Raw genomic sequence first — 12,806 nt, forward strand, 5'->3', positions numbered from 1 at the left:
TGAGAAACATAGCAGGCTGATTTTAAAGAGAATTTTTCCGAGTGCCCTATTGATTCGCTTGAAATAATTCCCATAAAAAACAGTAAGATGCCGAGTTGTGTATAAGAGACAGCCCACAGGGAGAGGGAGCAGATGGGTGTTGTGAACAGTTACAGGCGTTAATTTATGGCACTGTTCCGGTGGTGAGGTTAGCAACGGAACTTAATCAGTAGCACATTCAGTCCCCTCTCGCTGTGGGAGAGGGTTAGGGTGAGGGGAATGCTTAATTATTTTCTAAAACGCCTGCTGGGCCTGGTCCCGACGCTGCTGATCGTGGCCGTGCTGGTGTTCTTGTTTGTCCACATGCTGCCGGGCGATCCGGCGCGGTTGGCGGCGGGGCCGGAGGCCGACGAAGCCGTTGTCCAACTGGTGCGCCAGGATCTGGGGCTGGACAAGCCGTTGCCACAGCAGTTTGTGCATTTCTTTGTCAATATTTTGCAGGGCGATTTCGGCACGTCGATGGTGTCCAAACGCCCGGTCAGTGAAGAGATCGCCTCGCGCTTTATGCCAACCTTCTGGCTGACCATCGCCAGCATGGTGTGGGCGGTGATTTTTGGCATGGCGATCGGCATGATTTCCGCCGTATGGCGCAACCGCTGGCCGGATCGGCTGGGGATGACGCTGGCCGTGTCGGGCATCTCATTCCCGGCCTTTGCGTTGGGGATGTTGCTGATGCAGGTGTTCTCGGTCAACCTCGGCTGGCTGCCGACGGTCGGAGCGGATACTTGGCTGCATTACATCTTGCCTTCAATCACGCTGGGCGCTGCGGTAGCGGCGGTGATGGCCCGCTTCACCCGCGCCTCGTTCGTTGAGGTGATGCAGGAAGATTACATGCGCACCGCCCGCGCCAAGGGCGTGCCGGAGACACTGGTGATCGTCAAACACGGGCTACGCAACGCCATGATCCCGGTGATCACCATGATGGGCCTACAGTTTGGTTTCCTGCTGGGTGGCTCGATCGTGGTCGAGAAGGTATTTAACTGGCCGGGGTTGGGGCGCTTGCTGGTGGATTCGGTAGAAATGCGCGATTACCCGGTGATCCAGGCCGAAGTGCTGCTGTTCTCGCTGGAATTTATTCTGATTAATCTGTTGGTGGATATGCTGTATGCGGCAATCAACCCTTCGATTCGTTACCAATAGGCAGGCCGTATGATGAAGTATTGGCGGCGTAATGCCGCGCTCAAGGCAATGCCGGTGATTAATCCCAACGCAGTGCGTACGCCTTGGCATGAGTTCTGGCGGCGCTTTCGTCGCCAGCAGGTCGCAATGGTGGCCGGCGTGTTTGTGTTGCTGCTGGTGGCCGCTGCGCTGCTGGCACCGCATCTGGTGCCTTTTGATGCGGAAAACTTCTTTGATTACGATCGGCTCAATGAAGGGCCTTCGCTGGTGCACTGGCTTGGGGTGGATTCGCTGGGCCGGGATATTTTCAGCCGTATTCTGATGGGAGCGCGGATCTCTTTGGCTGCCGGGGTGTTCTCGGTGCTAGTTGGCAGCGTGATTGGCACGGTGCTCGGGCTGTTGGCGGGCTATTACGAAGGCTGGTGGGATCGCATCGTAATGCGCATCAGCGACGTGCTGTTTGCCTTCCCCGGTATTCTGCTGGCGATTGGCGTGGTGGCGATCATGGGCAGCGGCATGGCCAACGTGATTGTCGCCGTGGCCATCTTCAGCATTCCGGCGTTTGCGCGTCTGGTGCGTGGCAATACTCTGGTGCTGAAGCACCTGACCTACATTGAATCGGCGCGCAGTATCGGCGCTTCGGACTGGACCATCATTCTGCGGCATATCTTGCCGGGCACCATCTCGTCGATCGTGGTCTATTTCACCATGCGTATCGGTACTTCAATCATTACCGCTGCCAGCCTGTCGTTCTTGGGATTGGGGGCGCAGCCGCCAACGCCGGAATGGGGTGCGATGCTCAATGAAGCGCGGGCGGATATGGTGATTGCCCCGCATGTGGCGATTTTCCCCAGCCTGGCAATCTTTTTTACCGTACTGGCGTTTAACCTGTTAGGCGATGGGCTACGTGATGCGTTGGATCCGAAACTGAAGGGATGACCCCTCACCCCAACCCTCTCCCACAGGGAGAGGGAGCTGAAAGTCCCTGCTCTTTTGGAAGTTAAAGAGGCTATCTCAGCAAATTCGATCACTCCTTCATCCAAGGTGCGTCACTGCATTTTCAAACTTACTCGATCGGTCCCCTCTCCCTTGAGGGAGAGGGTTAGGGTGAGGGGAGTATCGATTATTTATACAGATGCTCGGCATGAAAACGCAGATGATCTTCGATAAAGGTAGCGATGGTGAAGTAGCTGTGGTCGTAACCCGGCTGAATACGCAGGGTTAACGGCCAGTCGCGCTGGCGTGCCAACTCCGCCAGCTTGGCCGGTTGCAGCTGATCTGCCAGAAACTGATCCCCATCTCCTTGGTCAATCAACATCGGGAGCTGCTCCGCCCCGCTGGCCAGCAAATGGCAACTGTCATATTGCAGCCACTGCGTTTCGTCATCCCCCAGATAGGCCGCAAAGGCTTTACGGCCCCAAGGCACCTGGCAAGGGTTGACGATCGGCGCAAAGGCCGACGCCGAACGAAAACGCTGCGGGTTACGCATTGCCATCATTAACGCACCATGGCCGCCCATCGAGTGGCCCGCAATGGATTGACGATCGCTGACGCTGAAATGCTGCTTGATCAGTGCTGGCAGCTCATCGCTGATGTAGTCATACATGCGAAAGTGCTGATCCCAGGGTGCCTGAGTGGCATTGAGGTAGAACCCCGCCCCCTGGCCCAGATCGTAACCTTCGTCATTCGGCACCTCATCGCCGCGTGGGCTGGTATCTGCCATCACCAGCACCAGCCCTAGCTCGGCGGCAACGCGCTGGGCACCGGCTTTCAACGTGAAGTTTTCATCATTGCAGGTCAGACCCGACAGCCAATACAGCACCGGCGGCGGATTATCGTCGCGCGGTGGTGGCAGATAGATACTGAACGTCATGTTGCAATTCAGGCTCTGCGCCGCGTGGCGGTAACGTTGTTGCCAACCACCGAACATGCGGTGCTCTTCGAGAAGTTCTAATGACATCGTCATCCTCTGCCTCCTGGCTTATTTATCGAAATGGATCACGGAACGGATCGATTTGCCTTCATGCATCAGATCGAATGCTTCGTTGATCTGCTCCAACCCCATGGTATGAGTGATAAAGTCGTTCAGTGCGAACTCGCCGTCCAGATAACGCTGCACGATCCCCGGCAGTTGGCTGCGGCCTTTCACGCCACCAAAGGCAGAACCGCGCCAGACGCGGCCAGTCACCAGTTGGAACGGACGGGTCGCGATCTCTTCACCGGCACCGGCAACGCCGATAATGACCGACTCACCCCAGCCCTTGTGGCAGCACTCCAGCGCTGAACGCATCACGTTGACGTTGCCGATACATTCAAAGGAGAAGTCGACCCCGCCGTCGGTCAGCTCGACGATCACGTCCTGGATAGGTTTATCGTAATCTTTTGGATTGATCAGGTCGGTCGCGCCCAGCTTGCGAGCCAGTTCGAACTTGCTGGTGTTGAGATCGATACCGATGATGCGGCTGGCACCGGCCATCTGAGCGCCGATAATCGCCGACAGCCCGATGCCGCCCAGGCCGAAGATAGCCACGGTATCGCCAGCCTTGACCTTGGCGGTGTTGATCACTGCACCCATGCCGGTGGTGACGCCACAACCAAGTAGACAAACCTCTTCCAACGGCGCTTCTTTGCTGATTTTTGCCAGTGAGATTTCTGGTACTACGGTGCGTTCAGCAAAGGTAGAGGTGCCCATGTAGTGGAAAATCGGCTTGCCGTCTTTAAAGAAGCGGGTGGTACCGTCCGGCATCAGGCCCTTGCCCTGGGTGGCGCGGATGGCCTGACACAGGTTGGTTTTGCCGGATTTACAGAATTTGCACTCGCCGCATTCTGGGGTGTAGAGCGGGATCACGTGGTCGCCGACGGCAACGCTGGTCACGCCTTCGCCGATCGCTTCGACTATGCCGCCGCCTTCGTGGCCCAGGATCGCCGGGAACACGCCTTCCGGATCTTTGCCTGACAGGGTATAGGCATCGGTATGGCAAACGCCGGTAGCGACGATGCGCACCAGCACTTCACCTTTCTGTGGCGGCATCAGATCGACTTCTTCAATCTTCAGCGGCTGGTTCGGCCCCCAAGCCACGGCAGCACGGGTTTTGATAAATTCCATCATGTTCTCCTAATCGTTACTTTTAGGGGGTCGAACATGTTCGACCCGAATTAATTCATTGATATCTGAATGGGCAGCACTTGCGGCGCCCCTACTCTGTCAGGAGGATGGACTCGGCCTCCACCTCCGAACTTTCAGCCTGTTCTATAATCAGTTGTTTTAACGCGCGGACGTTTGGCCCAAACGCATCACGCCGCCATAACAGCCAGGTGGCAGTTTCGGCAATGTCGGCAGGGAGTGAATGAACTTTGACTCGCTTGTAGCCGGGCAGCAGGTTGAGCACCGAATACGGGATCATCGCCAGCCCGGCACCGCTGGCCACGCAGGCCAGCATGGAGTGATAAGACTGGATCTCCATGATGGTACCTGGCAATGAACCGTCACGCTTGAACCAGGACTCCAAGCGCAGGCGATAAGAGCAGCTGGCGCGGAAGGCAAACAGGGTTTCCCCTTTGACATCCTGAGCGCTGTGAATGGGCGGATGGTCCAGGCAGGTGATCACCACCATGCGTTCGGGGAAAGCGACGCAGCCGTTCAGTTCATCATGTTGCAACGGGCCATCAACCAAGGCGGCAGCCAAGGTTCCCGCGCGTACACGCTCAATGATTTCCCCGGAGGTGCCGGTAGCCAGCGAAAGGGAAACCTGCGGGAATCGCTGATGATAAGCTGCCAGCAAAGTAGGTAGCCGGGTGGCGGCGGTGCTTTCCATCGAGCCAAGCGCAAAGTTGCCGGCCGGTTCCCCGGCATGGGTGATGCTCATGGCTTCTTCACTTAGCGCCAGAATGCGGTGGGCGTAGCAGAGAAAATTATGGCCCATCGGCGAGAGGCGCAGGCGCTGCTTTTCACGGATAAACAGATCGGTGCCCAGTTCCTGCTCGAGCTGACGCAGGCGCGTGGTCAAGTTTGACGGTACGCGGTGCAATTGCTCGGCGGCACGGGCGACGGAGCCGGTTTCGGCCACGCAGCAGAACATGCGCAGTTGGGTGAGATCCATAACCTTCTCTTTTCGTGATGAACTTGATGAGTATTATTCAGTTTTTGTGAGTGTAATACTGCGGCATGCTAGCCGCAACTTTCTTTTAACAGGTTGGATACAGCGATGGCGCTAAAAATAGCCTTGAGTGGTTTTATTGCTTTGATCGTGGCGATGGGGATTGGCCGGTTTGCCTTTACCCCGCAGGTGCCGCTGATGATTGCTGAGCACCAGTTCACTCTGACCGGGGCCGGGCTGGTGGCGGCGTTGAACTACCTGGGCTACCTGTGCGGTGCCTATGACGCGATGCGTGCCAGCCGCCATGTGGAGCGCCGTCTGTGGCTTGGCGTGTGGGGAGCGGTGGCACTGACGCTGCTGTCTGCCTTGGTATCGGGGGAGTGGTTGCACGGTGCAGTGCGCTTTGCGATTGGTTGGGCCAGCGGTTGGTCGATGGTGCTGGTGGCGGCCTGGACTAACGAGCGGTTGGCGCATTATGGCCGCCCAGCGTTGAGTGCTGCAGTCTTTGCCGGGCCTGGGGCCGGGATATTCATCAGCGGCATGCTGGCGGTGGCGATCAACAGCTGGGGCTTGAGCGCTTCGCAGGCCTGGCTGGTATATGGCGCATTGGCGTTGGTGTTAATTGCCGCGATCAGCATTAATTTGCCAAGGGCAGGGGAGCTGCATCGTCCCGATGTGAAGCCTGAGCCACTGGTGCTCACCCCGGCATTAAAGTGCCTGGTGTGGAGCTACAGCCTGGCGGGCTTTGGCTATATCCTGCCTGCGACCTTCCTGTCACAGATGGCGGCGGCTCGTTTCCCTGACAGCCTGTTCGCCCAGTTTGTCTGGCCGATTTTTGGCGGTGCGGCGGTACTGGGGATTATTATCGGTATTGCAACCCGTCATCGGCTCACCACGCAGACCCGCCTGGCGATCACGCTGTGGGTACAGGCACTGGGCGTGCTTTGTGCCGAAGTGGTGCCGGGCGTTACCGGCCTGGCAATAGGGGCCATGCTAACCGGCGGTGGGTTCCTCAGTGTGGTACAGCTATCTATCCAGCACGGTAGGGAATTGGCTCCGAATCACGCACGTTATATGGCCGGGTTGTTGACCACGGGTTATGCCATCGGCCAGTTGGTTGGCCCGATGCTCTCTGCGGTGTCAACGGCACTGACGCATCGCCTGGAACCCGCGCTGTATGTGGCAGTACTGGGGCTGATGATCGCCGGTGTGCTGGTGATCAATACCCCGGCGCGGGCCACGGCAAACAAGCCAACTTTATCTTGAGTAAAATACATACAAAAAATGTGGGATAGCCGCAGCCAGCCTGCTACGGGCTGGATGCGGATTTTTCATACCAGGATGAAACACAATCACTGGATAAACGTCTCACTCTCCTCTAGAGTGGGGGAAAATATTGATCGGGTTCACGTTATCTATCCGTCGTCTTTCAAGCTGCAGTTAGCTCTTTCCCTGGATTTAGTAGGGGCGCTGTATACTGCGTCCTCATCACACGGGGCAAGTAACCAACAGCCAATAATAACGCTGCAATTTGAAAGACTACGGGGATATTGCCGGGGCCACCTGCTGGAGATACATCGCCATGACATCGTTAAGTAATGAAGCTGCACTGGTGCACGCGGCGCTTGAAGCGCGCGGCCTGGAAACCCCGTTATGTGGGGAAGTGTTGGATCGCGAGACGCGCAAGCGCCGTATCAAAGAGCACATGACGGAAATCATGCAGCTGTTGAACCTCGATCTGTCCGACGACAGCCTGGCAGAAACGCCACACCGTATTGCGAAAATGTATGTCGATGAGATCTTCTCCGGTCTGGATTACGCCAACTTCCCGAAGATCACCGTCATCGAAAACAAGATGAAAGTGGACGAAATGGTAACGGTACGTGATATTACCTTGACCAGCACCTGCGAACATCACTTTGTGACCATCGATGGTAAAGCCACCGTGGCGTACATTCCTAAAGACTCGGTGATTGGCCTGTCGAAAATCAACCGCATCGTGCAGTTCTTTGCCCGCCGCCCGCAGGTACAGGAGCGGCTGACTCAGCAGATCCTGGTGGCGTTGCAAACGCTGTTAGGCACCAACAACGTGGCGGTATCGATCGATGCAGTGCATTACTGCGTTAAAGCTCGTGGTATTCGTGACGCTACCAGTGCTACCACCACCACGTCGCTGGGCGGGCTGTTCAAATCCAGCCAGAATACGCGCCAGGAGTTCCTGCGTGCGGTGCGTCACCATCACGGTTGATGGCTGAGCTGTGACGATGAAGGCGCCTGTGGGCGCCTTTTTACTGATTGAAATACAGCGGAATAACATGAACGCTAACGAAACTCCCCGGCTACCACGCATTGCTACGCTGGACTGCGTACGCGGTATCGCCATCCTTGGCATTCTGCTGCTGAATATCAGCGCATTTGGCCTGCCGAAAGCCGCCTATCTCAACCCTGCCTATCTGGGGATGCCCTCCACACGCGATATCTGGACCTGGGCACTGTTGGATCTGTTCGCTCAGGTCAAGTTCCTTGCCATGTTCGCGCTGCTGTTTGGGGCCGGGCTGCAACTGCTGCTACGGCGGGGCAAAGTCTGGATCCGCGCCCGGTTATCCTGGTTGGTCCTGATTGGCCTCGGGCACGCCATTTTCTTATGGGATGGGGACATCCTGCTGGCCTACGGGCTGATCGGCCTGGTGTGCTGGCGGATGATCCGTGACGCACAGAATACCTTCACCCTGTTGAAAACCGGTGCGGTGCTGTATCTGATCGGCGTGGCGGTGTTGCTGCTGCTAGGGTTTATCTCTCACGGTGAGCCGGGCAGTTTCTGGCAGCCGAGCGTGGCCGAATTGCAGTATGAGAAGTTCTGGAAGCTGCAAGGCGGGCCGGAAGCCTGGCACAGCCGTCTGGATCTGCTCTCTTCCAGCCTGATAGCCATCGGTGCGCAGTATGGCTGGCAATTGGCCGGGCTGATGCTGTTTGGTGCAGGCATGATGCGCAGCGGTTGGCTGCGTAACAGCTATTCACCGGCTTACTACCGCCGTCAGGCCGCCTGGCTGATACCGCTTTCATTGCTGATCCAGTTGCCCGGTGTGCTGTTGCAGTGGCATCTGAATTGGGATTATCGCTGGAGTGGTTTTCTGTTGCAGGTGCCGCGTGAGTTGGGCTCGCCGCTGCAGGCCATTGGCTACCTGGCTTTGGTCTACGGTTTTTGGCCAACGCTTTCCCGCCTGCGTATCAGCCACTGGTTAACCCAGGTCGGGCGGATGGCGCTAAGTAATTACCTGCTACAAACCCTGATTTGCAGCACGCTGTTCTTTCGTTTCGGCCTCTATCAACAGCTCGACCGTTTGCAGCTATTGGCGGTCGTTCCCTTGGTGTGGCTGGCCAACCTGCTGTTTTCCACGCTGTGGCTGCGTTACTTCGCACAGGGCCCGATGGAATGGCTATGGCGCAAGCTGACTTCCCTTGCTGCGGGCGAAAGTCTCCGTCAGCCGACAAAATGAGATCTGGCGCAGGTAGGTTAAAAAATTGTATGTAAACGTTTTCTTTCCTGTGACGGAATTCACGCTGAGGAGGATGACAATCGGGGTAGGATAACGCCACTGTCTACTCTGTCGACCTCGGGACGTTTCATGAATTCTGTGCATTCAACCACCATTCGCGATGTGGCGAAGCGTGCGGGTGTGTCCGTCGCTACCGTCTCGCGAGTGTTGAACAACAGTGCCCTGACCAGCAAAGAGACCCGCGAACAGGTGCTGAAGGCGGTGGCGGAACTGGGTTATCGGCCAAACGCCAACGCGCAGGCGTTGGCTACCCAGAGCAGTGAAACGCTGGGCGTGGTGGTGATGGATGTCTCCGATCCGTTCTTCGGCGCGTTAGTGAAAGCGGTAGACACGGTGGCGCAGCAAAACCACAAATATCTGCTGATCGGCAACAGTTACCATCAGGCGGACAAAGAGCGCCATGCCATCGAGGTGCTGATCCGTCAACGCTGCAATGCCTTGATTGTTCATGCAAAAGCGTTAGGCGACGCGGAACTGATCGCCTTTATGGATCAGATCCCCGGCATGGTGTTAATTAACAGAATTGTAACGGGCTATGAGCACCGCTGCGTTGGCCTGAACAATGTGTTTGGCGCAGAAGTTGCCATGCGCTTGCTGCTCTCGCAGGGGCATCAGCGGATCGGTTATCTGGGCTCCGATCACCCCATCGAAGACGGCCCGCTGCGCCAGCAAGGCTATAGCCAGGCGATGGCCGCGGCCGGTTTTTCCCCACCGGATAGCTGGCGGGCCTACGGCTCACCGGATTTGCAAGGCGGTGAAGCGGCAATGGTTGAACTGCTGGGCCGCAACCTGCACCTGAGCGCCGTATTCGCCTATAACGACGCCATGGCAGCCGGTGCGATGGCGGTGCTGAAAGAAAACGGTATCACAGTGCCGCAGCATTTCTCGCTGGTGGGGTTTGATGATATCCCCATTGCCCGCTATACCAGCCCCAAGTTGACCACCATCCGTTATCCGATCGTTTCAATGGCCACCCTGGCTACGGAGCTGGCGCTGAAGGGCGCTGCCGGGCTGCTTGAACCTCAGGCTTCACACCTGTTCATGCCGACGCTGGTACGCCGCCACTCTGTCGCGCCGTGGCAAAGTGAGGCTTCGGTCACTCTCTGAACATTTAATATTGTGTAACCGTTTTCAATCTGTGAGAAAATTCACAGATTATTAACATAGTGCCGTCTATGCTCTAGTCGTTTTCCAGCGCAAAGGCTCTTGCCAGCCAAACTTTTAATCTGGCGCTGACACAGCATCACAGGAATAACAAGCAACATGGATGACAGGAATTCTTTTGAAACTGCCACGCCCAACTGTGTGCATTGTGGCTAAAGGCTTAATACCGAGTACGACCCTCTACAAACCGGAGACAGACAATGAATAAGAAGGTTTTCACCCTGGCCGCGCTGGCCGCAAGCATGATGTTTGGCGCAGCTGCGCATGCTGATACCCGCATTGGCGTCACGATTTACAAATATGACGACAACTTTATGTCGGTGGTGCGTAAGGCGATCGAGAAAGATGCCAAGGCTTCTCCGGATGTCACGCTGCTGATGAATGACTCACAGAATGACCAGTCCAAGCAGAATGACCAGATCGACGTACTGATTGCCAAAGGCGTAAAAGCGCTGGCGATCAACCTGGTGGACCCTGCCGCTGCTCCGGTGGTGATTGACAAGGCGCGTGCCAACGATATCCCGGTGGTGTTCTACAACAAAGAACCTTCTCGCAAGGCGTTGGATAGCTACGACAAAGCCTATTACGTCGGTACCGACTCTAAAGAGTCTGGCGTGATCCAGGGCGAACTGATTGCCAAACACTGGAAAGCCAACCCTGCCTGGGATCTGAACAAAGACGGCCAGATCCAATATGTGCTGTTGAAAGGTGAGCCGGGCCACCCGGATGCTGAAGCGCGTACCACTTACGTGATCAAAACGCTGAATGAAAAAGGCGATAAGACTCAGCAACTGCAGATGGACACCGCGATGTGGGATACCGCTCAGGCTAAAGACAAGATGGATGCCTGGCTGTCTGGCCCTAACGCCAACAAGATCGAAGTGGTCATCGCTAACAACGACGCGATGGCCATGGGTGCGGTTGAAGCCCTGAAAGCTCACAACAAGAGCAGCATTCCGGTCTTCGGTGTCGATGCCCTGCCAGAAGCACTGGCAATGGTGAAATCCGGGGCGATGGCCGGTACCGTGCTGAACGATGCCGACAATCAGGCGAAGGCGACCTTCGATCTGGCGAAGAACCTGGCCGCGGGCAAACCTGCTGCTGACGGCACCCAATGGAAGATCGTCGATAAAATCGTGCGTATTCCTTACGTGGGTGTAGATAAAGATAACCTGTCTCAGTTTGTGAAATAAACCGAGATAGAGAGAAATGCCCCCGCCGGTGTTTAGGCGGGGGAACTTATTAGAAGAACCCGTTAATTCTCCACTGCTGCAAGCCAGCTTGGGAGAGTGCTGGTTCCAGAATTAGCCAGGACTATTTATGGCCGAAAACTCTCGTGAGTGGCTACTGGAAATGACGGATATCAGTAAGTCGTTTCCCGGCGTAAAGGCATTAGACAAAGTGAATTTACGCGTACGTCCAAACTCCATTCATGCACTAATGGGGGAGAACGGCGCCGGAAAATCCACCTTATTAAAATGCCTGTTTGGCATTTATAAAAAAGACTCCGGCAGTATTCTGTTTCAGGGGCAGGAAGTCGATTTCAAAAGTTCCAAAGAGGCGTTGGAACAGGGCGTTTCGATGGTGCACCAGGAACTGAACCTGGTGTTGCAACGTACCGTGATGGACAACATGTGGCTGGGGCGCTACCCGACCAAAGGGCTGTTTGTCGATCAGGACAAGATGTACAAAGACACCAAGGAAATTTTCGACGAACTGGATATTGATATCGATCCCCGCGCCAAAGTCGGCACGCTTTCGGTATCCCAGATGCAGATGATCGAAATTGCCAAGGCGTTCTCCTACAACGCTAAAATTGTGATTATGGATGAGCCAACCTCTTCTCTGACCGAGAAGGAGGTGAATCATCTGTTCACCATTATCCGTAAGCTGAAAGAGCGTGGCTGCGGCATCGTGTATATCTCGCACAAGATGGAAGAGATCTTCCAGCTATGTGATGAAATCACCATTCTGCGCGACGGCCAATGGATCGCCACCCAGCCGCTGGAAGGGCTGGATATGGACAAGATTATCTCGATGATGGTTGGGCGTTCGCTGAGCCAGCGTTTCCCCGACCGTCAGAATACGCCGGGAGAGGTGATTTTAGAGGTGAAAGGCCTGACCTCTTTGCGCCAGCCTTCGATCCGCGATATCTCCTTTGATCTGCATCAGGGGGAGATCCTGGGCATTGCCGGGCTGGTGGGCGCCAAGCGCACCGACATTGTGGAAACCCTGTTTGGCATCCGCGAGAAGGTGGCCGGCACCATCAAGCTGCACGGTAAAAATATCAACAATAACAGTGCTAACGAAGCCATCAACCACGGTTTTGCCCTGGTGACGGAAGAGCGTCGTTCCACCGGTATTTATGCTTACCTGAATATTGGCTTTAACTCGTTGATTGCCAATATTCGGCAATACAAAAACAAGATGGGCCTGCTGGATAATAACCGGATGAAAAGCGACACCCAATGGGTGATCGATGCCATGCGGGTGAAAACGCCGGGCCACCATACCAATATCGGTTCGCTTTCCGGCGGTAATCAGCAAAAGGTGATCATTGGCCGCTGGCTGCTGACACAGCCGGAAATCCTGATGATGGATGAGCCAACGCGCGGTATCGACGTGGGGGCCAAGTTTGAAATTTACCAGTTAATGACCGAATTGGCGAAGAAGGGCAAGGGGATCATTATAATCTCTTCCGAAATGCCGGAGCTTTTGGGAATTACCGACAGAATATTGGTGATGAGTAATGGTCAGGTTGCGGGCATTGTGAATACCAAACAGACCTCGCAAAATGAAATATTGCGGCTAGCCTCCTTGCATCTTTAAG

General features: G+C 55.7%; 11 protein-coding genes. 8 read left to right on the forward strand and 3 right to left on the reverse strand.

The window, feature by feature from the left end; all coding sequences use genetic code 11:
• Positions 1–258 precede the first annotated feature (258 nt).
• Both gsiC and gsiD read left to right on the forward strand, forming a co-directional pair.
• Complete coding sequence (gene gsiC, locus ACMV5I_RS15835) at positions 259–1,179, forward strand: glutathione ABC transporter permease GsiC (RefSeq protein WP_414824787.1); 921 nt, start codon at positions 259–261, stop codon at positions 1,177–1,179.
• Between the two features lie 12 nt (positions 1,180–1,191).
• Positions 1,192–2,097: a glutathione ABC transporter permease GsiD gene (gene gsiD / locus ACMV5I_RS15840; RefSeq protein WP_024485755.1), complete on the forward strand. Its 906-nt coding sequence runs from the start codon at positions 1,192–1,194 to the stop codon at positions 2,095–2,097.
• A gap of 184 nt (positions 2,098–2,281) precedes the next feature.
• On the opposite strand, the gene fghA is transcribed toward gsiD, so the two are convergent.
• The 3 genes from fghA to ptrR all read right to left on the reverse strand — a co-directional run bounded on the left by fghA (position 2,282) and on the right by ptrR (position 5,258).
• Positions 2,282–3,124, reverse strand: coding sequence for an S-formylglutathione hydrolase (gene fghA / locus ACMV5I_RS15845; protein WP_174333418.1), 843 nt, complete (start codon positions 3,122–3,124; stop codon positions 2,282–2,284).
• A 15-nt stretch (positions 3,125–3,139) separates the two neighbouring features.
• Entirely contained in the window at positions 3,140–4,264 is a 1,125-nt protein-coding gene (locus ACMV5I_RS15850) for an S-(hydroxymethyl)glutathione dehydrogenase/class III alcohol dehydrogenase (protein ID WP_024485753.1), read from the reverse strand.
• Between the two features lie 91 nt (positions 4,265–4,355).
• Positions 4,356–5,258: a putrescine utilization regulator PtrR gene (gene ptrR, locus ACMV5I_RS15855; RefSeq protein WP_261143209.1), complete on the reverse strand. Its 903-nt coding sequence runs from the start codon at positions 5,256–5,258 to the stop codon at positions 4,356–4,358.
• 105 nt (positions 5,259–5,363) lie between these two features.
• Here ptrR and ACMV5I_RS15860 point away from each other — a divergent pair, with 105 nt between their 5' ends.
• From ACMV5I_RS15860 to mglA, 6 genes are all read left to right on the forward strand, one after another.
• Positions 5,364–6,521: a YbfB/YjiJ family MFS transporter gene (locus ACMV5I_RS15860; protein ID WP_414824788.1), complete on the forward strand. Its 1,158-nt coding sequence runs from the start codon at positions 5,364–5,366 to the stop codon at positions 6,519–6,521.
• A gap of 316 nt (positions 6,522–6,837) precedes the next feature.
• A complete protein-coding gene (gene folE / locus ACMV5I_RS15865) occupies positions 6,838–7,503 on the forward strand; it encodes a GTP cyclohydrolase I FolE (RefSeq protein ID WP_021180574.1) in 666 nt (221 codons plus the stop codon).
• 67 nt (positions 7,504–7,570) lie between these two features.
• Complete coding sequence (gene yeiB / locus ACMV5I_RS15870; protein WP_414824789.1) at positions 7,571–8,752, forward strand: DUF418 domain-containing protein YeiB; 1,182 nt, start codon at positions 7,571–7,573, stop codon at positions 8,750–8,752.
• A gap of 129 nt (positions 8,753–8,881) precedes the next feature.
• Entirely contained in the window at positions 8,882–9,919 is a 1,038-nt protein-coding gene (gene galS, locus ACMV5I_RS15875) for an HTH-type transcriptional regulator GalS (protein WP_024485749.1), read from the forward strand.
• Between the two features lie 257 nt (positions 9,920–10,176).
• A complete protein-coding gene (gene mglB, locus ACMV5I_RS15880) occupies positions 10,177–11,169 on the forward strand; it encodes a galactose/glucose ABC transporter substrate-binding protein MglB (RefSeq protein ID WP_021180577.1) in 993 nt (330 codons plus the stop codon).
• Between the two features lie 127 nt (positions 11,170–11,296).
• Positions 11,297–12,805, forward strand: coding sequence for a galactose/methyl galactoside ABC transporter ATP-binding protein MglA (gene mglA / locus ACMV5I_RS15885; RefSeq protein WP_021180578.1), 1,509 nt, complete (start codon positions 11,297–11,299; stop codon positions 12,803–12,805).
• Position 12,806 lies beyond the last annotated feature (1 nt).

This window comes from Serratia sp. T13T92, assembly GCF_047530105.1.
In the GTDB taxonomy this organism is placed as follows: Bacteria; Pseudomonadota; Gammaproteobacteria; order Enterobacterales; family Enterobacteriaceae; genus Chania; species Chania fonticola.

Coding starts and splice junctions, on each gene's coding strand:
- gsiC (WP_414824787.1), top strand. CDS start 259: ATGCTTAATTATTTTCTAAAACGCCTGCTGGGCCTGGTCCCGACGCTG.
- gsiD (WP_024485755.1), top strand. CDS start 1,192: ATGAAGTATTGGCGGCGTAATGCCGCGCTCAAGGCAATGCCGGTGATT.
- fghA (WP_174333418.1), bottom strand. CDS start 3,124: ATGACGATGTCATTAGAACTTCTCGAAGAGCACCGCATGTTCGGTGGT.
- ACMV5I_RS15850 (WP_024485753.1), bottom strand. CDS start 4,264: ATGGAATTTATCAAAACCCGTGCTGCCGTGGCTTGGGGGCCGAACCAG.
- ptrR (WP_261143209.1), bottom strand. CDS start 5,258: ATGGATCTCACCCAACTGCGCATGTTCTGCTGCGTGGCCGAAACCGGC.
- ACMV5I_RS15860 (WP_414824788.1), top strand. CDS start 5,364: ATGGCGCTAAAAATAGCCTTGAGTGGTTTTATTGCTTTGATCGTGGCG.
- folE (WP_021180574.1), top strand. CDS start 6,838: ATGACATCGTTAAGTAATGAAGCTGCACTGGTGCACGCGGCGCTTGAA.
- yeiB (WP_414824789.1), top strand. CDS start 7,571: ATGAACGCTAACGAAACTCCCCGGCTACCACGCATTGCTACGCTGGAC.
- galS (WP_024485749.1), top strand. CDS start 8,882: ATGAATTCTGTGCATTCAACCACCATTCGCGATGTGGCGAAGCGTGCG.
- mglB (WP_021180577.1), top strand. CDS start 10,177: ATGAATAAGAAGGTTTTCACCCTGGCCGCGCTGGCCGCAAGCATGATG.
- mglA (WP_021180578.1), top strand. CDS start 11,297: ATGGCCGAAAACTCTCGTGAGTGGCTACTGGAAATGACGGATATCAGT.